The organism is Phocaeicola dorei, assembly GCF_013009555.1.
GTDB classification, from domain to species: domain Bacteria; phylum Bacteroidota; class Bacteroidia; order Bacteroidales; family Bacteroidaceae; genus Phocaeicola; species Phocaeicola dorei.
Genome location: NZ_CP046176.1, coordinates 5,043,695 through 5,068,240, shown reverse-complemented (window position 1 = coordinate 5,068,240; position 24,546 = coordinate 5,043,695). Strand labels below are relative to the sequence as shown.

23 protein-coding genes are annotated in these 24,546 nt (G+C 42.0%); 10 read left to right on the top strand and 13 right to left on the bottom strand.

Annotation, left to right across the window (positions count from 1 at the left end; translation table 11 throughout):
• Positions 1-32: 32 nt before the first annotated feature.
• The gene (locus GKD17_RS20735; protein WP_007841325.1) at positions 33-863 is read left to right on the top strand and encodes an O-fucosyltransferase family protein; all 831 of its coding nucleotides are present in this window, start codon (positions 33-35) and stop codon (positions 861-863) included.
• 22 nt (positions 864-885) lie between these two features.
• On the opposite strand, the gene GKD17_RS20730 is transcribed toward GKD17_RS20735, so the two are convergent.
• The 3 genes from GKD17_RS20730 to metG all read right to left on the bottom strand — a co-directional run bounded on the left by GKD17_RS20730 (position 886) and on the right by metG (position 5,471).
• Complete coding sequence (locus GKD17_RS20730) at positions 886-1,911, bottom strand: acyltransferase (RefSeq protein ID WP_007839148.1); 1,026 nt, start codon at positions 1,909-1,911, stop codon at positions 886-888.
• Positions 1,911-3,347, bottom strand: coding sequence for a lipopolysaccharide biosynthesis protein (locus GKD17_RS20725; protein ID WP_007839147.1), 1,437 nt, complete (start codon positions 3,345-3,347; stop codon positions 1,911-1,913). The genes GKD17_RS20730 and GKD17_RS20725 overlap by 1 nt, the downstream gene beginning before the upstream one ends.
• Positions 3,348-3,428: 81 nt before the next feature.
• Positions 3,429-5,471, bottom strand: a complete 2,043-nt coding sequence (metG, locus tag GKD17_RS20720; RefSeq protein ID WP_007839146.1) for a methionine--tRNA ligase — start codon at positions 5,469-5,471, stop codon at positions 3,429-3,431.
• Positions 5,472-5,703: 232 nt separating this feature from the next.
• Between metG and GKD17_RS20715 the strand changes: the two genes are divergently transcribed.
• The 4 genes from GKD17_RS20715 to GKD17_RS20700 are packed head-to-tail and all read left to right on the top strand — an operon-like array spanning position 5,704 to position 8,019.
• Positions 5,704-6,786 (top strand): TIGR04133 family radical SAM/SPASM protein, encoded by a 1,083-nt coding sequence (locus GKD17_RS20715; protein WP_007841322.1) that lies wholly within the window; start codon positions 5,704-5,706, stop codon positions 6,784-6,786.
• A gap of 11 nt (positions 6,787-6,797) precedes the next feature.
• Positions 6,798-7,277 carry a radical SAM-associated putative lipoprotein gene (locus GKD17_RS20710; RefSeq protein WP_007839141.1) on the top strand — a complete coding sequence of 160 codons (480 nt, stop codon included), beginning with the start codon at positions 6,798-6,800 and terminating at the stop codon, positions 7,275-7,277.
• 31 nt (positions 7,278-7,308) lie between these two features.
• The gene (locus tag GKD17_RS20705; RefSeq protein WP_007839140.1) at positions 7,309-7,797 is read left to right on the top strand and encodes a radical SAM-associated putative lipoprotein; all 489 of its coding nucleotides are present in this window, start codon (positions 7,309-7,311) and stop codon (positions 7,795-7,797) included.
• Positions 7,798-7,851: 54 nt separating this feature from the next.
• On the top strand, positions 7,852-8,019 hold the full coding sequence (locus tag GKD17_RS20700) for a hypothetical protein (RefSeq protein WP_007839139.1): 168 nt from the start codon (positions 7,852-7,854) through the stop codon (positions 8,017-8,019).
• Between the two features lies 1 nt (position 8,020).
• Here GKD17_RS20700 and GKD17_RS20695 read toward each other — a convergent pair whose 3' ends face one another.
• The 4 genes from GKD17_RS20695 to xerD all read right to left on the bottom strand — a co-directional run bounded on the left by GKD17_RS20695 (position 8,021) and on the right by xerD (position 13,545).
• Positions 8,021-9,559: a YifB family Mg chelatase-like AAA ATPase gene (locus GKD17_RS20695; RefSeq protein WP_007839138.1), complete on the bottom strand. Its 1,539-nt coding sequence runs from the start codon at positions 9,557-9,559 to the stop codon at positions 8,021-8,023.
• Between the two features lie 4 nt (positions 9,560-9,563).
• Positions 9,564-10,631, bottom strand: a complete 1,068-nt coding sequence (locus tag GKD17_RS20690; protein ID WP_007839137.1) for a thioredoxin-like domain-containing protein — start codon at positions 10,629-10,631, stop codon at positions 9,564-9,566.
• Between the two features lie 152 nt (positions 10,632-10,783).
• Complete coding sequence (locus GKD17_RS20685) at positions 10,784-12,460, bottom strand: tetratricopeptide repeat protein (RefSeq protein ID WP_007839136.1); 1,677 nt, start codon at positions 12,458-12,460, stop codon at positions 10,784-10,786.
• Between the two features lie 158 nt (positions 12,461-12,618).
• Positions 12,619-13,545: a site-specific tyrosine recombinase XerD gene (xerD, locus tag GKD17_RS20680; RefSeq protein WP_007839135.1), complete on the bottom strand. Its 927-nt coding sequence runs from the start codon at positions 13,543-13,545 to the stop codon at positions 12,619-12,621.
• A 66-nt stretch (positions 13,546-13,611) separates the two neighbouring features.
• Here xerD and aroQ point away from each other — a divergent pair, with 66 nt between their 5' ends.
• From aroQ to GKD17_RS20655, 5 genes are all read left to right on the top strand, one after another.
• Positions 13,612-14,034, top strand: a complete 423-nt coding sequence (aroQ, locus tag GKD17_RS20675; protein WP_007839134.1) for a type II 3-dehydroquinate dehydratase — start codon at positions 13,612-13,614, stop codon at positions 14,032-14,034.
• 32 nt (positions 14,035-14,066) lie between these two features.
• Entirely contained in the window at positions 14,067-15,530 is a 1,464-nt protein-coding gene (pyk, locus tag GKD17_RS20670) for a pyruvate kinase (protein ID WP_005850571.1), read from the top strand.
• A gap of 15 nt (positions 15,531-15,545) precedes the next feature.
• On the top strand, positions 15,546-16,184 hold the full coding sequence (locus tag GKD17_RS20665; protein WP_007839133.1) for an O-methyltransferase: 639 nt from the start codon (positions 15,546-15,548) through the stop codon (positions 16,182-16,184).
• A gap of 73 nt (positions 16,185-16,257) precedes the next feature.
• The gene (gene rbfA / locus GKD17_RS20660) at positions 16,258-16,593 is read left to right on the top strand and encodes a 30S ribosome-binding factor RbfA (protein ID WP_005844486.1); all 336 of its coding nucleotides are present in this window, start codon (positions 16,258-16,260) and stop codon (positions 16,591-16,593) included.
• A 9-nt stretch (positions 16,594-16,602) separates the two neighbouring features.
• Entirely contained in the window at positions 16,603-17,841 is a 1,239-nt protein-coding gene (locus GKD17_RS20655; RefSeq protein ID WP_007839131.1) for an FtsX-like permease family protein, read from the top strand.
• 345 nt (positions 17,842-18,186) lie between these two features.
• Here GKD17_RS20655 and GKD17_RS20650 read toward each other — a convergent pair whose 3' ends face one another.
• The 6 genes from GKD17_RS20650 to GKD17_RS20625 all read right to left on the bottom strand — a co-directional run bounded on the left by GKD17_RS20650 (position 18,187) and on the right by GKD17_RS20625 (position 24,543).
• Complete coding sequence (locus GKD17_RS20650; protein WP_007839123.1) at positions 18,187-19,059, bottom strand: pyridoxamine kinase; 873 nt, start codon at positions 19,057-19,059, stop codon at positions 18,187-18,189.
• Between the two features lie 56 nt (positions 19,060-19,115).
• On the bottom strand, positions 19,116-19,961 hold the full coding sequence (gene murI, locus GKD17_RS20645) for a glutamate racemase (RefSeq protein ID WP_007839121.1): 846 nt from the start codon (positions 19,959-19,961) through the stop codon (positions 19,116-19,118).
• Between the two features lie 102 nt (positions 19,962-20,063).
• Positions 20,064-20,567: an OmpH/Skp family outer membrane protein gene (locus GKD17_RS20640; protein WP_007839120.1), complete on the bottom strand. Its 504-nt coding sequence runs from the start codon at positions 20,565-20,567 to the stop codon at positions 20,064-20,066.
• Between the two features lie 57 nt (positions 20,568-20,624).
• Positions 20,625-21,140: an OmpH/Skp family outer membrane protein gene (locus tag GKD17_RS20635; RefSeq protein ID WP_007839119.1), complete on the bottom strand. Its 516-nt coding sequence runs from the start codon at positions 21,138-21,140 to the stop codon at positions 20,625-20,627.
• Positions 21,141-21,160: 20 nt separating this feature from the next.
• Positions 21,161-23,800, bottom strand: a complete 2,640-nt coding sequence (gene bamA / locus GKD17_RS20630) for an outer membrane protein assembly factor BamA (protein WP_007839118.1) — start codon at positions 23,798-23,800, stop codon at positions 21,161-21,163.
• Between the two features lie 11 nt (positions 23,801-23,811).
• Positions 23,812-24,543, bottom strand: a complete 732-nt coding sequence (locus tag GKD17_RS20625; RefSeq protein WP_007839117.1) for an isoprenyl transferase — start codon at positions 24,541-24,543, stop codon at positions 23,812-23,814.
• Between the last annotated feature and the right edge of the window lie 3 nt (positions 24,544-24,546).

Here is a 24,546-nt window from a genome sequence, read left to right as displayed (position 1 = left end):
GTTGTTTATATTTGCCTTAAAATTTAATGAGAATGGGTAAAATTACATTTGTACCGGTAGGAGGACTGGCTAACCGTATGCGTGCGGTGGCTTCGGCCGTGGCACTGGCAGCGAAGAGTGATAGTGATTTAAGTATCGTTTGGTTTCAGGATTGGGCGCTAAATGCACCGTTTAGCCAATTGTTCAAACCTGTGGACAGGAAGATTGCCTGTTTGCGGGATGCTTCGCAGTTGGATTATGCATTGTTGGACAGACCTCGTTCCAGGAATTTTCATTTCCCGCTTTTGTTTCAGAAACTGTTTTTCAAGTCTTGCCTGTACGAGCGTTCTATTACTCCTTTATGTAATCGGCATTTTGATTTTGAACGGTGGGTTAAAGAAGGTAGCTGTGTTTATATGGCATCATATACCGCTTTTCAACCTTATGATTATGTATGGATCAGTCGGTTATTTGTTCCGGTAGAAGAGGTTATGGAAGAGGTGGAAAACCGTTGTCGGAATTTTTCGGATACCATGATTGGTATGCATATCCGTCGTACAGATAATCTGGCTTCTATCCGGCAAAGCCCTATCGAGTTATTCTATCAGAAACTGGATGAGGAGATAAAAGAGGACGATAAGGTGGCTATCTATTTGGCTACAGATTCGGAAGAGGTGAAGCGGGAGATGAAAGAGCGTTATGGTGACCGGATATTCTGTTCCGGAAAAAAGGCAGACCGTGGATCTTTGGAGGGAATAAGGGAGGGTATCACGGATATGTACACATTGGCCCGTACACAAAAAATATATGGTTCTTTTCAGAGTTCATTTTCGGATATGGCAGCTCAGATAGGAGGGACTCCATTGGAGATTTTGAAATTATGAGTTGCGGAAATAAATAATTGTTTTAATGATTATCTGTAAACATTTTAATTTTTGCTCCTCTTCTTTCCATTGCATCTGCTAATTTGTTTTCTATTTTTCCTAATAGCAGCCGTCTGCTCCATTCTATAACAAGTGTTGTCAGACAGATAGAAACAAGTGTTCCCATAAAATACAGAACAAGTAGATTGCTGTCTGCATAAGGGGTATACCAGGGTTGTAAACAGTGGATAAGAAGTCCTTGAAGCATATATAAGGCAAAAACGTATCCTGCTAGGTAATTGATGATGCGGGATGAAAAATGCCATCGGGTGAACTGGTAGAAAACCATGATAGAGGCGATGATAATCAGTAGATTATTATCTCGGGCGAATCTCAGTATGATATTTCCACTCATTGCTGTAAGCAGGGAATTCAGTATAAAAATACCGGCAAGGCTCCCTGATAAAATATCCCAGCTATGTCGTTTCATGTTTTCCGGAAGACCATAGACCTTCAGATATTGTCCTATGAGATAAGCTAGTGTGACATTGATAATTCCCTTACCTGTGTCATTTTGAATTTCAAAAAACAGGATTGTCGGGGCAAATATAAAAAAGAATCCCCATAGTAACAGTAGTTGTTCATAACTTTTTTGTGAGAGGTTTTGAACCAGTCGGTTTAAATAGGGTGAGAAACAATAAAGCACTACATAGCAGGTCATAAACCAGTATTTTTTGCTAAGTATCGGTATCAATGAGGAGGCTAGTCCTGTCCAGGTATGCGGAGTGTGAAGCCATATTGTTTCGATCAGATAAGAAACGATGGAATAAAACCATACGACAACCAGCATCTTGAAAAATTTATGTGTATTGAAACGGATTCCGAAATAGCCTGAGATCAGAATGAATAAAGTTACTCCTGTGTTTCCCAATGTATTGACAAATAGTATGAATTCTTTGTTCAGCAAATTACTGGTGTGGAAGGTATTCCCTAGAATATGCATGGATACAATCAGTATGATACTGATAATTCGTAAACATTCTAATCCGGAGTGACGTGTAGCAGCCATTATTTCTTGATTATATAGTGTAAACTCTCTTTAAAAGTGACAGAGCCGCTCAACCACAGGATGGCTGTGTAGAGTGTGCCGGCTATGATAATCTTGCTTGCCATTAATAAATACAGATTGGCAAAGCCGATAGTGACATAATAGGTAGCTGCCATTACCGCAGTAGCTATGAAGGCAAACGGAAGGATGTCTTTCAGTGCTGCGAACAAGTTGAGCCGTATTTGTTGCCATACAAAATAGTGCCATACAAACAGCCAGCAGATATTGATGGATACATACACTATAATCATGGTATGTACACCGTATGGATAAAGCAGGAGCATGGTTGTTAACTGGATAATGCCTAAACTGATGGTATTCCACATGTAGATATCCGATTTTCCTTTGCTGATAACTAGGTTGGAATACAAATTGGTTATGGGGATGAATGCGCCACCGATGCAGAGCAACTGTAGGATGGAGGCACTGGGCAACCATTTGTCCGTAATAGTCAGCATAATCAGTTCGGGTGCGATTAATGATAATCCTAACATAGCCGGGAAAGAAATAAAGGCAGTGAAGCGGAGCATCTTCCGGAAAGCGCGTTGTTGGCGTTCCCTTTCATCCGATAAACTGGAAAGTACAGGTTGGGCCACACTGTTGACTGTTCCTGAAATTAATGAATGTCCCATATAATTCCATTTATTAGCTTGAGTAAAATAGCCTACTTCTTGTCCCGAATAGAATTTACCAAGAATAACGGTAAAGATATTATTATTGATGTGGTTGAATATATTGGTTACTACTAATTTGCTGCTGAAAGAAAGCATCCCTTTTAAAGGCTTGAAATCGAAAGTAAGTGTAGGTCGCCAGGGTGAGAAGCACCAATAACAGATATTAATAGTTCCTACATAAACAATGCTTTGTGTGGCTATGCCCCAATAGGCAAATCCCAAGCAGGCCATAGTTATACCGATAGTTCCTGAGGCAGTTAATCCGATAGTGACCGCCATTGCCTTTTGCTTGACCATTAAGTTGCGGAACAGGTAAGCACTGTGGGCAATACCCAAACTGGCTACAAAGAAACCGAGGAAAGTGTATCGTGCCAAAGCTGTCAGTTCGGGAGTATGATAGAATTCGGCAATGAGTGGGGCGCAAAGGAACAAAATGAGGTAGAGACAGGCACTTAGTCCGGTACTGAACCAGAATACGGCATTATAGTCTTTGTGGGAGATCTCCCGTTTGTTAGCTAGGGCTGCCGTGAACCCACTTTCCTGTAAGGAACCTGCAATAAGAGAGAAGATGGATAGCATTCCCACCATGCCATAATCTTCGGCATTCAGAATGCGTGATAGGAATATCCCGAAAAAAAGATTCAGCAGCTGCTGTACTCCGTTGCTTAGTCCACCCCAAAAGAGGCCTTTTGCTGTTTTTTCTTTCAAGGATTGTTCTGCCATTTTTATAGATAGATTATAAAATAGTCAGGCTGAAAGCGGACGTTTCAGTTGCTTTCAGCCTTTTCTGTATTTGGGTGTATATTATTTCACTTCACTGCCCGGCTTTACCTCCCTTAATAATGAGGTCACTGCTAAGGTGCCGTCAAAGTTTTCAGCACTTAGAATCATGCCTTCGCTCACCAGTCCATTCTTGAATTGGCGCGGAGCAAAGTTGGCAATGAATAAAACTTGTTTGCCTATCAGTTCTTCCGGTTTATAATGTTGCGCGATACCGCTGACGATGGTACGGTTCTCCAGTCCGTCAGCAATCTTGAATTTCAGCAGTTTTTTCATTTTAGGCACTACTTCACATTCTAATACGGTACCTACACGGATATCTAGCTTTTCAAATTCTTCGAAAGCAATTATCGGTTTTATCGGGTTAGCTTTATAGCTGGCAGCCTCGTTTGCTTTTTTGGTAGCCAACAGTTTGTCTACTTGTGCTTGAATGGTTTCATCTTCGATCTTTTCGAACAACAGTTCTGCTTTATTCAATTGATGCCCTTCTGCCAGCAGATCGGTACGTCCCAGTTGGTCCCATTCAAATGTTTCCATATTCAGCATTTGGCGGAGCTTTTCGCTGCTGAAAGGCAGGAAGGGTTCGAAAGCAATTGCCAGATTGGCAACTAGTTGCAATGCTATGTTAAGAATGGTGGCTACACGGTCCATATCAGTCTTTACCAGTTTCCAGGGTTCTGTATCAGCTAAGTATTTATTACCGATACGTGCCAGGTTCATTGCCTCTTTTTGTGCATCGCGGAATTTGAATACATCCAATAGTTTTTCTACTTCTGCCTTTACGTCTGCAAATTCTTTTAATGTTTCTTTATCGTAATCGGTCAATTCACCGCAAACTGGAACTTTCCCATCGAAATATTTATGAGTCAGCACTAAAGCACGGTTTACAAAGTTACCATAAACAGCTACCAACTCATTGTTGTTACGTGCTTGAAAATCTTTCCAGGTAAAATCGTTGTCTTTTGTCTCGGGGGCATTGGCTGTCAATACATAGCGCAATACATCCTGTTTGCCGGGGAAGTCCTGCAAATATTCATGCAACCATACTGCCCAGTTGCGTGAAGTGGAAATCTTGTCACCTTCCAGGTTCAGGAATTCATTGCTAGGTACGTTATCCGGTAAGATATAGCTTCCTTCTGCTTTCAGCATAGCAGGGAAAACAATGCAGTGGAATACAATATTGTCTTTTCCGATGAAGTGAATCAAACGGGTTTCTGGATCTTTCCACCAAGTTTCCCAACTGTCGGGAAGTAATTCTTTTGTATTTGAAATATAGCCGATGGGGGCATCAAACCATACGTAAAGTACTTTTCCTTCAGCACCTTCTACAGGAACAGGGATTCCCCAATCCAAGTCACGGCTTACCGCACGAGGTTGCAAGCCCATATCCAACCAGCTTTTACATTGTCCGTATACATTAGGGCGCCATTCTTTATGATTCTCAAGAATCCATTCACGCAGCCATCCTTCGTGTTTGTCCAATGGCAGATACCAGTGTTTAGTTTCACGCATCACAGGTTGGCTGCCACTGATAGCACTTTTCGGATTGATCAGGTCGGTTGGAGAAAGAGATGTTCCGCACTTCTCGCATTGGTCACCGTAGGCTCCTTCTGCATGGCAGTGAGGACATTCACCGATAATATAACGGTCGGCCAGGAACTGATGGGCTTCTTCGTCATAATATTGCATGGAGGTCTTTTCAATGAACTCACTTTTATCATACAGGGTTTTGAAGAATTCGGAAGCTAGTTCGTGGTGTGTTTTTGATGTAGTACGAGAGTATATATCGAATGAAATTCCAAATTCTTTGAATGATTCTTTTATCAAGGTATGATAGCGGTCCACCACATCTTGCGGAGTAATACCTTCTTTCTTTGCACGAATGGTGATAGGTACTCCGTGTTCGTCAGAGCCTCCGATGAAAAGAACATCTTCTTTCTTCAGGCGGAGATAGCGCACGTAGATATCAGCAGGAACATATACACCTGCCAGATGACCAATATGTACCGGACCGTTTGCGTAAGGCAAAGCGGATGTGACGGTGGTTCTTTTGAATTTATTTTCCATTGTATGATGTCTTTTTTTGTTATTTCTACCAGTAACGTGCAAAGTTAGTGATTTTTAGTAAGTATATGGAATAATCAGAAATATTTCTCCTTTAAAATTTCTGACAGACCATACTTATTATAAGATATTGTTATTCGGGGGCTTTGCCGGAAGCTGGGAAATTGCAAAAAATGTTATATTGTGATGCAGTGATTTGCACTTCTTTGCATTTAATATAAAAAAGGAAAAACACATGAATATAAATGCCCCTTTGTCTATTCGTCGTCGGATGGGTCTTGAAATATTCCGGCGGTTGGAAAATGAGCGTACGGAAGAGCATCAGTTGAAGCAACTATTTTGGGAATGTACTCTTCGTTGTAATTTGCATTGTCGACATTGTGGCAGTGATTGTAAAAAGATCGCTGGTCATCCTGATATGCCGAAGGAAGATTTTCTTCGGGTGTTGGATAGTGTCTCAGCTCAAAATGATCCGCATAAAATCTTTGTGATTATTACTGGTGGGGAACCCTTGATGAGGAAGGATCTGGAAGAGTGTGGGCGTGCTATTTATGAAAGAGGGTTTCCTTGGGGAATGGTAACTAATGGACTATATATGACTCGTGAACGATTGAATGGGCTGTTGGATGCCGGATTGCATACGGCTACGGTCAGTCTTGACGGTTTTGCGACGGATCATAACTGGATGCGGGGCAACCCGCAAAGTTTTGAACGGGCTGTTGAAGCGATCAAGTTGATGGTACAGGTTCCTGATTTTGTTTTTGATGTGGTTACTTGTGTAAATAAGCATAGTTATATGCGTTTGGAGGAGTTGAAAGACTTCTTGATAAGTTTGGGGGTAAAAGGTTGGCGGCTTTTTACTATATTCCCGGTAGGGCGTGCAGCCAAAGATCCTGAACTTCAATTGTCTAATGAGGAGTTCAGAGGAGTAATGGAATTTATTAGGAAGAGCCGTAAGGAAGGACGGATCCATGTAAGTTACGGTTGTGAGGGATTTCTAGGTAATTATGAGGCTGAAGTGCGCGATACTTTCTTCGCTTGCCGGGCGGGAATATCGGTCGGCTCAGTTCTTATTGATGGAGCGATTTCTGCTTGTCCCAGTATTCGTGCCGATTATCACCAGGGAAATATTTATGAGAATGATTTTATGGAAGTATGGAATCATAGATTCAAACCTTACCGTGACCGAGAATGGATGAAAAAAGATGAATGTGCTGATTGTAAATATTTTCGTTTCTGTAAAGGGAATGGCATGCACCTGCGCGATGAAAATGGAGATTTATTGTTCTGTCATTTAAAAAGATTGCAAACACCATAAAAAAGAAAGGAATGAAGAAGATGAAACAGAAGAAAGTATTGGAGCAGAGCTTATGCGGTGTGCTGGCTTTATTGGGTTTTGCTGCTTGTGCTGAAACCTCAGTGGAATATGGAACTCCTACTATGGATTTCTGGGTAAGAGGTAAGGTGATATCTGATGACGGAAAGGCTTTGAAAGACATTCAGGTAATTGTAAAAAATGAGAATGCATATTATAATGATGAAGAAGGGGAGTTGGTCCGGATGAATGATACTATTTATACAGATTCTGGAGGTGAGTTTGTTTCACAGATGATGAGAGACGGATGGGTCGATACGAAGAAATTGATATTTAATGATATAGATGGTGAGGCAAATGGAGGAACTTTTAAATCGGATTCTGTCTGTATGAAGGATATGGAAAGTAAACAAATAAAGAAAGGAGACGGAAACTGGTATTTAGGTACTTATGAATACAACATGGAAATAAAACTTTCTAAAGAAGATAAATAACATAAAAACTGACTTTAAACTATTAGGGATTATGAACATGAAAAAGAAAATGACAGTACATCGGTTATTGTCCGGAGCGTTGGTTTTACTTGGATTCGCTTCTTGCAGTAATGAAGATGAGAATTGGGAGATACGATGTGAATATGGTACTCCTTATAGCAAATTCTTAGTGAAAGGTACAGTGACTTCGGATAAGGATGAGCCTTTGAAAAACATTCAGGTAATCGTAAGGCAAGATTGGAATAATGGCGTTTTCCCTGCCGATACAATTTATACAGATGAAAAAGGAGAATTCAAGACCGAAGACTTGAGTATAGGTGGAATTAATGAACAGAAAGTCTATTTTAATGATATAGACGGCGAAGAAAATGGTGGTGCATTTAAATCAGATTCTGTTTTAATCAAAGATATGAATCAAAAGAAGTTGGAAGAGGGTGGACATTGGTATGTAGGAAAATTTGAGTTCTCTCCTAAAGGTTCGATAAAGCTATCGAAAAAAGAGAAAAATAGGGAAGATTAATGAACTAAACTTTTCTTATTCTGTTTTTGATGAAAACCTTAGATTGAAAGAATCATGAATGCGTGGTATAAATTCATTTTGAATGTACTTTTCTCTAAAAAGAGTGAGAATAAAGATTGGGAAATGACCGATGAAGAAGAGGATATACTTGCAAATTACATTGAACTGGATTCATTGATGCAGGTCATTTATCATGCAAAGGAAACTGAGCCCGGCAGCTAAACTAGCCGGCCCAGTCTTCTCTATCAAGATTTCTATAGCTTATCGCTTCTGCCAGGTGGATGGAAGTAATGTGTTCGCTGTTGTCCAGATCGGCAATGGTACGTGCTACTTTTAGAATACGACCATATGCGCGTGCCGACAGGTTGAGGCGTGTCATGGCAGTTTGTAATAATTTTAGCCCTGCTTCATTGGGTTGAGCATACAGATGGAGTAATCCGGCTTCCATTTGTGCGTTGCAGTAAATACCCGGATGGTTAGCAAAACGTTGAGCTTGTATTTCCCGGGCCTTGATAACCCGTTTGCGTATGCTTGCACTACTTTCTGCATGATGTTGTTCTGCCATTTTCTCGAATGGAACCGGAACTATTTCTATTTGGATATCTATGCGGTCCAGTAAAGGACCGGAGATACGGTTCAGGTACCGTTGCACTTGTCCAGGATTACAGACGCAAGCTCGTGTGGGATGATTATAATATCCGCATGGACAGGGATTCATACTAGCTACCAGCATGAAACTGGCCGGATAATCTAGACTGTATTTAGCTCGTGAGATGGATATATACCTGTCCTCTAGGGGTTGGCGAAGTACTTCAAGTACACTTCTATTAAATTCCGGCAACTCGTCTAGAAAGAGCAAACCGTTGTGGGCCAGACTGATTTCTCCCGGTTGGGGATTGGTGCCGCCACCTACCATTGCTACTTGCGAGATTGTATGATGGGGACTACGGAAAGGCCGAATAGCAATCAGTGAGCTGTCTTTTCCTAATTTTCCTGCTATTGAATGTATTTTAGTCGTTTCCAGACTTTCACCCAATGACAGGGGAGGGAGAATGCTTGGCATACACTTTGCCATCATGGACTTTCCACTTCCGGGTGAACCGATCATAATCAAGTTGTGTCCTCCAGACGCGGCTACTTCCAATGCGCGTTTTACACTTTCTTGTCCTTTTACATCAGCAAAATCGTATGGAAAGCTACTTTGGTTTTCATAGAATTCTTCCCGTGTATTGACGATGCTAGGCTCCAGATTGCGTTCATTATTGAAAAATTCGATGACCTCTTTGATATTTTCTACGCCATATACTTTCAGATTGTTTACTACAGCAGCTTCTCGCGCATTTTGTTTGGGAAGTATGAATCCTTCAAAACCTTGTTCTCGGGCACTGATAGCTATGGAGAGAGCTCCTTTGACGGGTTGCAGGCTTCCATCTAGGCTAAGTTCTCCGATAATAAGATAGCGTGAAAGTTTTTCTTCCGATACGATTTGGGTAGCGGCCAATATTCCGATTGCTAGCGGAAGATCGTATGCAGACCCCTCTTTACGTATGTCAGCAGGGGCCATATTCACTACAATCTGACAAGTAGGGAATTTATATCCGTTTACCTGTAAAGCGGAAATAATACGTTCATGACTTTCTTTCACGGCCGAGTCCGGCAGACCGACAAGGAAGAATTTTATACCTCGTGAACTATTTACTTCAATAGTTACAATGGTAGCGTCGATACCTTGAACGGCTGCTCCATAGACTTTTACCAGCATTCTTTTATTTTTTATTTTGTCTCTTTCGAGTACGTTCTGCCTCTTTGGCGGCTTTTTCTTTCTCTTTATCTTGTTCTATCAGCTGTTTCACTTTGTCTATCAGTTCTTTGCCTCGTATATCTTGCGTGATGACCCGCTTGTCAGGACCTATAAGTATATTGGCAGGAATCCGGGTTATGCCTTGCTGTTTGACAATGGAATTGTCCCAGCCTTTGAAATCGCAAACTTGTTTCCATTGTGTGGTGTCTCTTTGAATGATTTTCTCCATCCATTCCTTTTTGTCCAAGTCAAGGGAGAGGCTGATAATAACAAACTTATTTTTTTTCAATGCCTTTTGTACGGGTACTAAAGAATCTTGTGTGGCAATGCTTTCTTTGTTCCAGCTTGCCCAAAAATCCAAAAGGACATATTTCCCTTTTACGCTGTTCCAGTTGATGGTCTTTCCTTCTCTGTCCGTGCACGAGATGTTGGAAACGTAGCGATGATCTGTCAGTTCTTTTTTCTCACTTAATTTATTCTGGAGATCTATAATATAAGGTGTGTCTTTTATGATACCGCTTAATCCTTTTATCAGTTGATCTATGTGGTTATAGTCAGGAAGCGAGTCCTGTACATAATATTTGTCTATCAGATAGATATTGCTATACGAGTGTGGATTGGTTTTAATTAATGAATCCACAGCAGCCATAACGGCAGTTTTGTTATTTTCTAATGTGTTAAGATACTGGATATGTTTTGCCAGTTGTGCGTTTTCTCCCTTTCCTTTAACCTCTATCTCTCCGACCATTCCGTTTAGGGTGACACTTTCTCCTTTATCAGCATATATCGGCAAGATTTGTTTTTCTCCTAATAGTAATGAAAAGATAGTAAATGTGTCAGGGGTAATAGTGTAAGTGAATTTGCCTTTTGAGAGGAGTATGGTATCTAGCTTGTAATCGGGCTCTTGATAAAATACTAATATAGTGTCTGAAGGGAGTCCTTTAATGCTTCCTTCTAAGGTGAATGTATTTTTCTTGCCGCAGCCGCTTGCCAGCACAACAAGAGTGAAAAGAAAGAATAGTAATTTTTTCATTTCAAGATATTTTTTGCGAAAATACGCATTTTGTGGCTAAAGGCAGGTATAAATGAAGGTTATTTTACATAAAAAAGCCGGAAGCTTCATCACGAAGCCTCCGGTTACAGTAATAATCATCTAAAAACTAGACAAGATGATATCTAGTTATATTATTTGATAGCGTCGGCGTATTTAGCGAACTCGCGATCGTTAGCAGCTTTTTCAGCCATTGAAGGATCTTTTGCGATTGCGCTCTTGATGCTGCTGCTTACCAATGAAGCATTGTTTGTGCGAGCACCAACGATAGCCATCAAGTAGTCAGTCATTGCATCCGGATTCTTGATTGCAGACAAGGTCGCTTTTGCTTTGTTATAGTCTTTAGCCAAAATCTGAGCTTGAGCGGCACTGTTAGTCTTAGCGTCACCGAATGAGTTGACAGCTCTGTCATACTGGCCTTGTTTGATATACAAGTTACCCAAAGCTTCACCGGCAGCATTAGCACCTGTAGCTTTGCCTAAGTAAGTTTCAGCAGCTGCAACATTGCCCTTAACCAATTCGCAAAGACCAAGGTTAGCGTTTACTTCAGGAGCGCTAGCGTTCTTAGAAGCAGCTTGTTTGAAGTAGTTTTCTGCTTTAGCAGCATCACCGGCAGCGAATGCCAATTCACCCAGGTTGTTATAAGCACGGAAATCGTTCGGATAAAGTTGAGTTGTCTTGTTGAAGATAGCTTCTTTGCGGGCGTTGTCGTTAGTCAGTGTAGCAGCGTACAATAATTCTTCTACACTCAATACTTTAGGATCAGAGTTGAATGCTTCGTTGATTTCATCATCGCTACGACCGATGATGTCATAGTTGGCAGTTAAACGGGCACGACGTAACTGAGGCAGGATTTCGTCAGCCAAAGTTTTGTATACAGAAGAAATATTCTTGATTTCAGCTTCTCTTTGTTCAGGATCATTGTACATAGAAAGAACACGCAAGATCAAATCTTTATCCTGCAAGTTTGATTTGGATACCAGTTCTTGGAAACCTTCCCAATCTTGTGCAGTGTATTTTGCATCCAGGTTAGTATCAATCTTGCCTTTCTTCAACTGGCGTTCCATATATTTTTCTGTGTTTGCTTCACGGTTTTCAGCCAAACCGGTGTTCAGTTTCACACCACCATCAGGTGAAGCGTATGCAGAAATTTCAATGTTATTCAGTTTGTAGTTCTTGGTGTCAGCATTAACTTCAGCCACTTTCTTATGGAATTCTTTGATATCGTCAGAATTCAATTCACTGTTGCGCAAGTTAGCTTGCTGGATCAAGAACATGATGTTAGCAGTTTGAGCATCTTTAATGATGCGTTGGAAAGCATCGTTAGCGTATGATGCGTTAGAGCTGGCAGCAGTAGGCAGTTCAGAAGTCGCGATAACGCCATCAGCGATTTTCACAGAAGGAATAGTGTATGATTTCTTTCCTTTTGTAATCTTGAAATCAAGATAAAGTTCAGAGTTTGCCATTTCGGGAACATAGTCGAAAGAAGCTTTCATCGTATAGCTACCACCTGCTTTGTAAGCGATAGTCTGATTGTTTCCTTCTACTTTTTCTCCTTGGAATACAGCAGGCTGGCCTTTAGCTTCGCCACCTTTCCATCTCAGAACAGGGGTAACTTCAACAGTTGCGTTCTTCTTGAAATACTTCTCGGGGAATTTACCATTAATTGTCACAGGCACTTTACCACCGATTGCTTCAAGCACTTCAGGGTTAGTTGTGAAATAGTCAGAAGACAATTCTCCCATCTTGCCGCATGATGACAGGGCAAGGACCAATAAAGCCACTAAGGGCAAATACAACTTTTTAATCATAGTTACTTTATTAATTTAACGTTTGTAATGTAAAATTCGCTATAGTACGTTTTTGTGCGTCTCTTTGGGGACAAAGATAGGAAAAACTCTATTATGTGCTAGCTTCTTAGCCTGCTTTTTTTTCAATTTATCTTAAAATATTTTAGAATATAGAACCTTTATTTACCTTTTTCTCTGAATTTGATGTTACGGGGGTGGTGTTCTATGATTTCACTGCGTAACATATTGCGGTCTATGTGTGTATAAATTTCTGTGGTCCCGATACTTTCGTGTCCAAGCATACACTGTATGGCACGCAAGTTGGCGCCTCCTTCCAGCAAGTGTGTCGCAAAAGAATGGCGGAAGGTATGAGGACTGATTTTTTTTTTCAAACCGATGCGCTCTGCCAGTTCCTTGATGATATGGAAAACCATGATGCGGGAGATGTTCTTCCCGAAATTGCTGATGAAGACAAAATCTTCAAATCCCGGCTTTATTTTCATCAGGTTACGGTCGGTGAAGTAGAGCCTGATTTCCTTGATGGCACGCGGTGAAATAGGGACCAGCCGCTGTTTGCTTCCTTTCCCTTCCACCTTGATGAAGCCTTCTTCAAAATAAAGTTCGGATAATTTCAGATTACAGAGTTCGGAAACACGTAGTCCGCAACTGTAAAGTGTTTCCAATATGGCTCTGTTGCGTTGACCTTCTTTGGTTCCGCGGTCTATGCTGCCTATCAATAAGTCTATTTCTTCCACCGTCATTACTTCGGGCAGTTTGAAACCTGTCTGGGGGGATTCCAGTAATTCTGTTGGGTCGGATTCCAGATAATCTTCCATAATGAGGAAACGGTAGAAAGAGCGGATGCCTGACAAGATGCGTGCCTGCGAACGGGGGTGGATGCCGATATCATGTAATCCGGCTGAGAAATCTTCCAGATTTTCAAGCCGGACATCCAGAATGTTGATATTTTCTAATGTAAGATAAGCCAGTAACTTGTCCAGGTCAGTAAGATAAGCATCTACCGTATTGTCAGATAACGATTTCTCCAACTTTAAATATTGCTTGTATTTCACCAATATCTTGTCTGTTTTCTCGGTTCTTTTCATTTCTTTTTTCTACCTTTGTACCCAAATTCCCTGCAAAGGTAGAAAAAGTTCAGATATAGTATAAATATGAAAATACAAATTATTAATGGACCTAATATCAATTTATTAGGCAAACGGGAACCTTCCATTTATGGTGCTGTTTCATTTGAAGACTATCTGGTGGAATTGCGCCGTACTTATCCGGACATTGAAATAGCGTATTATCAGTCGAATGTGGAAGGTGAGATGATCAATAAAATACACGAAGTGGGTTTTGATTATGACGGCATCGTCTTGAATGCAGGGGCTTATACGCATACTTCCATTGCTTTACAGGATGCTATCCGCTCCGTGACAGCTCCTGTGATTGAGGTGCACATCTCAAATGTACATACCCGTGAGGAGTTTCGCCATAAGTCGATGATTTCTTGCGCTTGTGTGGGAGTAATTTGTGGGTTCGGGCTTCATTCATATCGTTTGGCGATTGAGGCTTTGTTGATGAGAAAATAAAAAGTTTAGGTATAATATAAGGTGATAAGATTATGATGTTGAAACAAACAAAAATCGTAGCGTCCATCTCAGATCAGCGTTGCGAGGTAGAGTTTATAAGAGATCTTTTCAAGGCTGGTATGAATGTGGTCCGTATGAATACGGCTCACGCTTCACGTGAAGGTTTTGAAAAATTGATAACCAATGTACGTGAGGTTTCCAACCGTATTGCCATATTGATGGACACAAAAGGTCCCGAAGTGCGTACTACTGCTATTGCAGGCGGCGAGCCTATTCCTTATCAGATTGGTGACAAAGTAAAGATTGTAGGCAATCCAGCACAAGAAACGACCCGTGAATGTATTGCTGTATCTTATCCTGGTTTTGTGCATGATCTTCAGGTGGATGGCGATATTCTGATTGATGATGGTGATCTGGAGCTGCGCGTGATTGAGAAGACAGACGAGTATTTGTTGTGCGAGGTGCAGAATGAAGCTACTTTGGGTAACCGTAAGAGTGTGAATGTACCGGGCGTGCGCATCAATCTCCCTTCTTTGACAGAAAAGGACCGTAACAATATACTGTATGCTATTGAAAAGGACATTGATTTCATAGCACATTCGTTTGTTCGTAATAAGCAAGATGTGCTGGATATCCGCCAGATACTGGATGCATACGGCAGCGACATTAAGATTATCGCCAAGATCGAGAATCAGGAAGGAGTGGACAATATTGATGAAATATTGGAAGTGGCCGACGGAGTCATGGTGGCTCGTGGTGACTTGGGCATTGAAGTTCCTCAGGAACGAATCCCCGGCATTCAGCGTTTGTTGATAAAAAAATGTATTCTGGCAAAGAAACCGGTGATTGTTGCTACCCAGATGTTGCATACCATGATTAATAATCCGCGTCCTACCCGTGCTGAAGTGACCGATATTGCCAATGCTATTTACTACCGCACGGATGCATTGATGCTGAGTGGAGAAACGGCATACGGCAAGTATCCGGTGGAAGCCGTGAAGACGATGGCCAAGATTGCAGCGCAGGCTGAGAAAGATAAACTGGCCGAGAATGACATCCGTATTCCTTTGGATGAAAACTCCAATGACGTAACTGCTTTCCTGGCAAAACAGGCAGTAAAGGCTACCAGCAAACTGAATATCCGCGCCATTATTACCGACAGTTTCAGCGGGCGTACCGCACGTAATATTGCTGCTTTCCGTGGCAAATATCCTGTATTGGCCATCTGTTATAAAGAAAAAACGATGCGTCATCTGGCTTTGTCATATGGGGTGGAGGCTATCTATATGCCCGAAAAGGCTAACGGACAGGCATATTATTTCGCTGCTTTGCGTAAATTGCTGGATGATGGCGTTTTGAGTGAAAGCGACATGGTGGCCTATCTGAGCAGCGGTAAGCAAGGTACTCAGACTTCTTTCCTTGAAATCAATGTAGTGGGAGATGTGTTGAAGTATGCTATGGACTATGTGCTGCCCAACCGCAACCGTTACCTATAAAAATAGAAGATAGGAATGAAAGAAACGGACGCTATTGACGAATATATCCTTCAGCACATTGACGAAGAAAGTGATTACCTGAAGGCACTTTATCGCGATACGCACGTCAAGCTTTTACGTCCCCGTATGGCTTCCGGCCACTTGCAGGGACGTATGCTGAAAATGTTTGTGCAAATGATACGCCCCCGTCAGGTGTTGGAAATCGGGACTTACAGTGGCTACTCCGCACTTTGCCTGGCCGAAGGGTTGGAAGAGGGGGCCATGTTGCACACATTTGAGATAAACGATGAGCAGGAGGACTTTACACGTCCCTGGCTGGAAGGTTCGCCTTACGCCGGCAAGATTAAATTTTATATAGGTGATGCGCTGAAGTTGCTGCCTGGCATGAACATTACCTTTGATTTAGCGTTTGTAGACGGTGATAAGCGGAAGTATATTGAATATTACGAAATGGTACTGGAGAAATTATCACCCGGCGGATATATCATTGCCGACAACACATTGTGGGACGGACATGTATTGGAGGAACCGCATCATACAGATCTTCAGACTATTGGAATAAAGAAATTTAATGATTTGGTAGCTGCCGACAAACGGGTTGAAAAGGTGATTCTTCCCTTGCGCGACGGGCTGACAATCATAAAAAAATGTTGAATAATGTGCTCATAGCTTGCGCTATGAACCCTATGGCATATTAGCAAATTAGCAAACTGAATAATTATTAATTATGGAAACGACCAGACAAAATAAGATTTCTCGTTTGATCCAAAAGGAGTTGAGTGAGATTTTCCTGCTTCAGACTAAGTCCATGAATGGTGTTTTGGTGTCGGTAAGTGCTGTCCGCATCAGTCCCGATATGAGTATTGCACGCGTCTATCTCAGCGTGTTCCCTTCTGAGAGGAGCCAGGAAATAGTAAAGAATATCAATGATAATATGAAATCCATCCGTTATGAATTAGGAACACGGGTACGCCATCAGTTGCGCATCATTCCCGAGTTGAAATTCTTTGTGGATGATTCATTGGATTATGCCGAACGTATAGACGAACTGTTGAAAAAGTAGAACCGGACGGTGAATTTTCCCTTTTATATAGCGAAGCGTTATCTTTTTTCCAAGAAGTCGCACAATGCCATTAATGTTATTTCAGCCATTTCCGTCTGCGGAGTGGCTTTGGCTACATTGGCATTGGTATGCACTTTGTCTGTTTTTAACGGCTTCCAGGATCTGGTAGCTACTTTCTTTACGGCTTTTGACCCGGAGCTGAAAATTACGGCTGTCACCGGAAAGGTTTTTGACGGACAAGAAGCGCGTATAGAAGCTTTGCGCCGGATGCCGGAGATCGCTGTTTTTTCTGAGTCTTTGGAAGAGAATGCGATGGTTCAGTATAAAGATCGTCAGACCATGGCGGTGATTAAAGGAATTGAAGATAATTTCGAGGATCTGACCGCTATTGACAGTATCCTTTTCGGCCGGGGGCAATTCGTGTTGCATGATGAAGTGGTAGATTATGCCATTCCCGGCATAGAATTGGTTTCTATCTTGGGAACGGGTATCAAATTCCTCGATCCGCTAGAGATTTATGCTCCCAAACGGGGAGTTAAAGTCAATATGGCCAATCCTGCTTCCAGCTTTAACTCTGCCGATTTATATTCCAGCGGCCTTGTTTTTGCGGTGAACCAACAGAAGTATGACTCTTCTTACATTTTGACTTCCCTCCAATTTGCCCGTAGGTTGTTTCAGTATGACACAGAAGTGAGTTCGGTAGAATTGAAATTGAAGCCGGATGTAGATGTAGGGAGTGTAAAATCGAAGATACAGAAAATATTGGGAGATGATTTCCGGGTGCAGGACCGGTATGAGCAGCAAGCGGATACTTTCCGCATTATGGAGATAGAGAAGCTGATCTCTTATATTTTCCTTACCTTTATCCTGATGATAGCCTGCTTTAATGTGATAGGCTCATTGTCCATGCTGATTATAGATAAGAAGGCAGATGTAGTGACATTGCGCAATTTAGGGGCCAGCGACAAGTTGATTACGCGTATCTTTCTGTTCGAGGGGCGTATGATTTCATTGATGGGTGCGGTTATCGGAGTGGTACTGGGCTTGATCCTTTGTTTTATCCAGCAGGAATTCGGATTGCTTTCGCTGGGAGGTGGTAACTCCGGTGGCAATTTTGTGGTGGATGCCTATCCGGTCAGTGTCCATACATGGGATATTGTTATAGTTTTTGTCACTGTGCTGGTGGTGGGCTTTCTTTCTGTGTGGTATCCCGTGCGTTATCTCAGCCGCAGGCTGCTGGGCAGGTAATTTATTTATTATTGTTGATACGGCTGATGTTTGTTGGTTTGCACGGTACGATTTGGCTGCTTTCTTTGGTTTTACTCTTTTCTTCTTTGTGGTTAACCCTATTTTGTTTTATGGTTAAGCTCTTTTTTATGGTTGTGTACTATAGTCTCTTCCGGTGGTTTGTACAGTCTGATATAGTGGACTGTATAAACTCTTGCAGTAGACTGTACAGTCCACTGCCGGAGTCTGTAGTAGTTAACTGTATGATAAGGGTTAGCTATAAGGAAAAACGACCTTAATCGTCGGAGTAATAGGGCTTGGTACAAGCTTCTTTCCCGGGGGACAAATCTTCTACTTTCGGGATCCTCAAATCAGTTCATAACTGCTGATCTGGATTGGCATATCCAGATTGTGCAATACCTTCTCTAGCAGAATTCCTTCTCGGTTATCATATTCATATCCGAAAGTGGCGCGGATGCCTTGCAGGATGAACTGTGTGGCGCGGTCCAAGGCGATAGGCAGGCTGTCTCCCTGCATCAGTGAGCCAGTTATCACACTGGTAAATGTATCACCTGTGCCGGGGTAATGAGCAGGCAGGTAGGGGCAAGTAACTTTCCAATAACGGTCTCCTTGCCTGTCGTATGCATATACGGAAGTCTTGTGCGAGTCATCTTGTACGGGTACGCTGGTGATAATGACGATACCGGGACCGTGTTCTGATATTTCGTGCAGATAGTTTTTCAGTTCCGCGTCCGTATTCTCTGCTTTATAAGGTTTGTCAAGCAGATAAAAGAGTTCGGTCATATTAGGTGTGATAACATCGGCTTTCCGGATGAGATGGCGCATCTCCATAATCATTTGTTCATCGAAGTTGGTATATAATTTCCCGTTATCTCCCAAAACAGGATCTATCATAACCAGACTGTCAGGTTGTCGGAAATCATCAATAAACCGGGATACGATTTGTATTTGCTGGGGAGAGCCCAGATAGCCTGTATAGATAGCGTCAAACTGTATCTTCAGTTGCTTCCATTCGTTGATAATCTTGGGCATCTCGTCCGTGAGGTCCAAGAAGGAGAAGTGCGGGTATTGGGTGTGGCTGGATAATACGGCTGTGGGCAGAGGGCAGACTTGAAAGCCCATGGATGAGAGGATAGGGATAACGACGGTGAGAGATACTCGTCCTGCACCGGATAAATCGTGTACCGCAGCTATCTTCTTTACTTTATTTGTATACATATCTTCATGAATTAAGCGTTATGGATGGTATATATAACAGGTAAACCGGAAGAAAGTTATTCCAATGCTATGCTTTCTACTTTTATGTCCTGCCGACCTAAGAAGATGGAAGCGGATTCCTCGAACTTGTTTTCACTTTCGGTGGTAAGGAAGCGGCACTTTCCTCCTTTTTCGCAACGTGCGTCCATTTCAGGATGGCGGTTCAAATAGTCCTGCAGACTTCGGGCTACATATTCTCCTTGTGCGATGATGCGGATATGTCCGGGAGTAAACTGTCTTATTTTATCAAGCAGTAACGGATAATGGGTACATCCCAGTATGATGGTGTCAATCACCGGGTCTTTATCCAGCAGCCGGTTGATATGTTGTTTGACGAAATAGTCGGCTCCTTCCGATTGATATTCATTATTCTCTACTAAGGAAACCCACATGGGACAGGCTTCTCCTGTTACCACAATGTCGGGAGATAATTTATGTATTTCCAAAAGATAGGATTCGGATTTGATGGTACCGGCTGTGGCCAGTATGCCTACGTGCCGGCTTCGGGTGATTTCTCCTATACATTCTGCTGTAGGCCGGATGACCCCGAGTACTCTGCGGGTAGCGTCTATTACCGGAAGATTGATCTGCTGGATGGTGCGTAAGGCTTTTGCCGATGCTGTGTTGCATGCTAATATCACCAAAGGGCATCCTAGTTCGAACAGTTTGCTTACGGCTTGCAAGGTAAATTCGTAAACAACTTCAAAGGAGCGCGGTCCGTATGGACAGCGTGCGCTGTCTCCCAAATAGATATAATCATATTCAGGCATCAGTCCGCGTATTTTGTCCAGAATGGTTAGACCACCGTAGCCGGAGTCGAATACACCGATAGGGCCGGTTGAAGGGGGGAGAGATGGGATCATGGCAGTATAGCTATATAATACAGGCACGGATTACACGGATGTTCACGGTTTCGAAACCTATGAAATCTGTGTAATCCGTGCCTGTAAAGGTCTTTAACTTAATTATTTGATTCCTACTTTAGCTTTGACAGCAGCAGTTACATCCGTGGACTGCGCTTCATTTACGTAGGGAATTTCTGTTCTGTTCAAATCAAAGATATAAGTATATCCACCTTCCTGGCCTACTGCTTTGATGGCATCCTCAATTTTTTTGTAGATAGGTTCCATCATATCAGCGTATGATTTCTGCAATTGCTGTTGTGCGTCTTGTTGGAACTGCATTCCTTTTTCCTGTAATTCCTGCAATTCTTTCTGGCGTCTTTCCTGAATGTTCTTAGGAAGGTTGGCTTGTTCCTGTTGGTATTCAGTATATTTTTTGGTCAGTTCATCAGTCGCACGTTTCATTTCATCCTCATATTGTTTCTGCATAGCTTGGATGTCAGTCTGAGCCTTTGTAAATTCCGGCATGACAGTAAGTACATCTGCAGATTTAAGATGCCCGAATTTCTGAGCAAATACACTCATCGGAACGATGAGTAAAAGTAGTAAAGCAATTTTTTTCAACATAGTTCTATTTTTTATTAGTTATTGCAAATTTGGATTATCGGTTGCAAATGTAGGAAATTAATTTGAATATCCTAATCTTGAGAGCACTTCATTGCTGATATCAATGCTTGGAGACGCGAAAATAATACTTTGGGCAGAGCCTCTGTCTACTACTGCCGCATATCCTTTTTGCTCTGAAATCTGTTTTACCGCTTCATAGATTTTATCTTGAATAGGTGCGATTAATGCTTCTTGTTTTTTGGCCATTTCTCCTTCAGGACCGAAATATTTCTTTCTCAGTTCGGCTGCTTCCTTTTCTTTTGCCACAATTGCTTCTTCTCTTTGCGTTTTCTGTGCGGCCGACAGGGAAGCCGAGGCTTTCTGGTATTCTTTATAAAGTGTTTCCGCTTCTTTTGCTTTCGCCTCCACCTCACTTTGATATTGTTGTGAAGCTTGATTCAGTTGGGTATTCGCCTGTTCGTATGCAGGAATATTCTTCAGGATATATTCCATATCAATCAAGGCAAACTTTTGAGCGCTGGCTGTGAATACACAAGCCACAAACAATAGAGATAATAGGATAGCCTTTTTCATAATCACTTTGTTTTTAGTTATTAAAACTCTTGTCCTAGGATAAAGTGGAACTGGCTTCCACTATAACGGCTGGAGCCGTTAATCTTGTCGAAACCATATGCCCAGTCAATACCCATCATACCAATCATCGGCAGGAAGATACGGACACCGACACCTGCCGAGCGTTTCAACTGGAACGGATTGAACTTGCTTACATCTGTCCATGCGTTACCTCCTTCGATGAAGCCTAGCGCATAGATACTGGTCGAATTCTCCAGCATCAACGGGTATCTTAATTCTGCACCTAAACGTACGTAAGCGTAGCCTTCACTACCATAAGGGGTCAATGAACCGTTTTCGTAACCACGCAGTGCAATGGTTTCGGAAGCGTAGCTGGTGCTATAGCCTGTCATACCGTCACCACCCATGTAGAATGTTTCAAAAGGTGATTTTTTGTATTTGTTATAGTGACCCAGCAAGCCGAATTCTGCGCGTGTCATAATAACCGGACATTTCTGACCTCCTGTAAGGGCGGTATAGGTCTTTGATTTGAATTTCCATTTATGGTATTCAATCCAGTTGAACATGCTTGCCGCTTCATCATAATCATCTTTACCGTATACCGAGTAGTCCTTGTTACTGAACAATGAGTACGGAGGAGTCAACTGTACGGAAGCCGAGAATTCAGAACCGCGACGCGGGAAAATCGGGTTGTCCGTAGAGTTACGTGCCAGAGTTAGATTCAAACTCAAGTTGTTGCAATTACCGGTTGACATATACTCTCCGTTGTTCAACTTGATATACAGGTAGCTCCAGTCTTTCAATATAAATCGTTGGTAAGAGAGTTCGGCTGACAGGGTAAAGTAGTCATCCGGCCACCTCAAACGCTTACCCCAACCGATGGATGCTCCATACATCTGGATAGATTTGTCGGGGTCATAATAAGACTCGTAGTTGTTATATCCACCATAATAATTACCATAACCGCTGTAATAATTATAGTAATTATTCATATAAGCTGAGTTATAGTAGTTACTGCTGATATCTGTCTGTATGGAGTAGAAAGCCGAAACAGAGAATGAATTCGGACGTTTCCCGCCAAACCACGGGTCAAAGAACGATACACTATATGACTGGTAGTAACTACCGTTGGTCTGTCCGCTGATGGTCAATGTCTGCCCATCACCTTGTGGCAGGAATCCTCGGTAGTTATCACTCTTATGGAACAAGTTTGCCATAGAGAAGTTCGTGAACTTCAAACTTAATTTACCGATAACACCGGTCTGTCCCCAACCTGCCGAGAACTCTACCTGGTCATTTGCTTTAGACTCCAGATTCCAGTTGATGTCTACTGTACCATTGGTAGGATCCGGTTGAACATCCGGCTGGATATTTTCAGGGTTGAAATGTCCCATTTGGGCTATCTCACGATAGGAACGTTCCAATGCTTCTTTGCTGAACAGATCTCCCGGTTTGGTTCTTAACTCACGGCGTACCACGTTTTCATACAAACGGTCGTTACCGTTGATGCGCACTTTGCTGATAGAGGCCTGAGGACCTTCCTGAATACGCATTTCCAAGTCAATGGAGTCACCGTCTATGTTTACTTCTACCGGGTCAAGGTTGTAGAATACGTATCCTTTATTATAGTAGTAGTTACCGATAGCGTCTTCATCACCGGTTAGACGCTCGGTCATTAATTTCTGGTTATAAACATCTCCTTTTTTCATACGGAGTTGCTCGTTCAACCAGTCCGAAGCATAAATGGTGTTACCTACCCATGTCACGTTGCGCAGATAGTATTTGTCACCTTCTTCTATTTTCATGTACACATCGACGGTACGGTCATCGTATGGAGAAATGCTGTCCACAACAATTTGTGCGTCGCGGTAACCTAATTCGTTGTATTTGTCGATGATATGCTGTTTGTCTTCTTCGTATTTCTCTTCAATGAACTTTTTGGTACGGAAGAGGTTGACAAGTTTGTTTTTCTCATTCGTCTTCTTCATGACACGCTTTAACTTCTTGTCACTCAACACAGTGTTGCCGTCAATGGTGATCTTGTGGACTTTCACCTTTTCTTTCTTGTCAATCATTACATCAACATCCACTTGGTCTTTATTGTCAGCCAAATCACGCTCTACAATAGTCACTTCGGCGTTTTTAAAACCTTTTTCATCGAAATGTTTCTTGATTAATATTTTAGCACGGTCTATCAAGTTGGGAGTAATCTGGCTTCCTTTTACCAAGCCTAGTTTGGCTTCCAAATCTTCACGCTCGCTTTTCTTTACGCCGTGGTAACGAATGTCGGCAATACGTGGACGTTGAGCCAGGATGATTTTTAAATAGATCTTGTCTCCAACAATTTTTTCAGCTATGATTTGTACATCAGAGAACAGTCCGTGTCGCCAATAACGTTTTACAGCTGTGGTAATGTCATCTCCCGGAACAACAATGGTCTGTCCTACCGATAGTCCTGAAAGTCCGATCAATACATAATCTTCATAGTTTTTTACGCCTTCTACTTTGATTCCGCCGATTTCATACTTCTTGGGCGTTCCGGAATAAAGTATGACTGGATTGTCGTTTTCTTCTACGTTTGCTTCTTGGGCGTAACTGCCTGTTGAAAAGCAAAATAGGCATGTAAGCGTTAATAGTATAAGTGAAATACGATATAGCATTTTATCTAACTTTATATTTGTTCACTGGTTTTGCCGAAACGGCGTTCTCTTTTCTGATAATCATAAATGGCTTTGCAAAATTCTTCTTCGCGGAAATCCGGCCAGAACGTTTCACAAAAATATAGTTCGGAATAAGCACATTGCCAAAGCAGATAGTTGCTAAGGCGGATTTCTCCTCCGGTACGTATAAGCAAATCTGGATCGGGCATATAGTTTGTACTTAAATGCGCATTTATCAAATTGTCATCGATGTCGTCAATGGCTAGTTTGTTGTTTTGAATCTTGATCGTTATTTGTCTTACCGCTTCTGTTATTTCCCATTTGGAAGAGTAGCTTAAAGCAAGTGTCAGACACATGCCGGTATTGATTGAGGTGTGTTCAATACATTGGTTCAATCGTTCCAGAACTTCTACCGGTAACTTTGCCGTATCACCGATAATGCGAAAACTGATGTTGTTTTTCATGAAAGTTTCTTCTTCAATGGAGTCCATCAGAAGACTCATCAGAGCAGCGACTTCATCTACCGGGCGATTCCAGTTTTCGGTAGAGAAAGTATATAGTGTCAAGTATTTGACTCCCAGTCTAGCCGCTTCTTCTGCTATGATGTGTACAGTTTCTGCACCGGCTTGATGTCCGAAGCTACGTGCCTGTCCACGTTGTTTAGCCCATCTTCCATTTCCATCCATTATAATGGCTACATGGGCAGGTATACGGCTTTTGTCTATTTGCTCTCTATATGGCATGTC

Bases quoted from the DNA above. Each gene is read 5' to 3' on its own strand.
- GKD17_RS20735 (WP_007841325.1), top strand. From the start codon at position 33: ATGGGTAAAATTACATTTGTACCGGTAGGAGGACTGGCTAACCGTATG.
- GKD17_RS20730 (WP_007839148.1), bottom strand. From the start codon at position 1,911: ATGGCTGCTACACGTCACTCCGGATTAGAATGTTTACGAATTATCAGT.
- GKD17_RS20725 (WP_007839147.1), bottom strand. From the start codon at position 3,347: ATGGCAGAACAATCCTTGAAAGAAAAAACAGCAAAAGGCCTCTTTTGG.
- metG (WP_007839146.1), bottom strand. From the start codon at position 5,471: ATGGAAAATAAATTCAAAAGAACCACCGTCACATCCGCTTTGCCTTAC.
- GKD17_RS20715 (WP_007841322.1), top strand. From the start codon at position 5,704: ATGAATATAAATGCCCCTTTGTCTATTCGTCGTCGGATGGGTCTTGAA.
- GKD17_RS20710 (WP_007839141.1), top strand. From the start codon at position 6,798: ATGAAGAAGATGAAACAGAAGAAAGTATTGGAGCAGAGCTTATGCGGT.
- GKD17_RS20705 (WP_007839140.1), top strand. From the start codon at position 7,309: ATGAACATGAAAAAGAAAATGACAGTACATCGGTTATTGTCCGGAGCG.
- GKD17_RS20700 (WP_007839139.1), top strand. From the start codon at position 7,852: ATGAATGCGTGGTATAAATTCATTTTGAATGTACTTTTCTCTAAAAAG.
- GKD17_RS20695 (WP_007839138.1), bottom strand. From the start codon at position 9,559: ATGCTGGTAAAAGTCTATGGAGCAGCCGTTCAAGGTATCGACGCTACC.
- GKD17_RS20690 (WP_007839137.1), bottom strand. From the start codon at position 10,631: ATGAAAAAATTACTATTCTTTCTTTTCACTCTTGTTGTGCTGGCAAGC.
- GKD17_RS20685 (WP_007839136.1), bottom strand. From the start codon at position 12,460: ATGATTAAAAAGTTGTATTTGCCCTTAGTGGCTTTATTGGTCCTTGCC.
- xerD (WP_007839135.1), bottom strand. From the start codon at position 13,545: ATGAAAAGAACCGAGAAAACAGACAAGATATTGGTGAAATACAAGCAA.
- aroQ (WP_007839134.1), top strand. From the start codon at position 13,612: ATGAAAATACAAATTATTAATGGACCTAATATCAATTTATTAGGCAAA.
- pyk (WP_005850571.1), top strand. From the start codon at position 14,067: ATGATGTTGAAACAAACAAAAATCGTAGCGTCCATCTCAGATCAGCGT.
- GKD17_RS20665 (WP_007839133.1), top strand. From the start codon at position 15,546: ATGAAAGAAACGGACGCTATTGACGAATATATCCTTCAGCACATTGAC.
- rbfA (WP_005844486.1), top strand. From the start codon at position 16,258: ATGGAAACGACCAGACAAAATAAGATTTCTCGTTTGATCCAAAAGGAG.
- GKD17_RS20650 (WP_007839123.1), bottom strand. From the start codon at position 19,059: ATGTATACAAATAAAGTAAAGAAGATAGCTGCGGTACACGATTTATCC.
- murI (WP_007839121.1), bottom strand. From the start codon at position 19,961: ATGATCCCATCTCTCCCCCCTTCAACCGGCCCTATCGGTGTATTCGAC.
- GKD17_RS20640 (WP_007839120.1), bottom strand. From the start codon at position 20,567: ATGTTGAAAAAAATTGCTTTACTACTTTTACTCATCGTTCCGATGAGT.
- GKD17_RS20635 (WP_007839119.1), bottom strand. From the start codon at position 21,140: ATGAAAAAGGCTATCCTATTATCTCTATTGTTTGTGGCTTGTGTATTC.
- bamA (WP_007839118.1), bottom strand. From the start codon at position 23,800: ATGCTATATCGTATTTCACTTATACTATTAACGCTTACATGCCTATTT.
- GKD17_RS20625 (WP_007839117.1), bottom strand. From the start codon at position 24,543: ATGCCATATAGAGAGCAAATAGACAAAAGCCGTATACCTGCCCATGTA.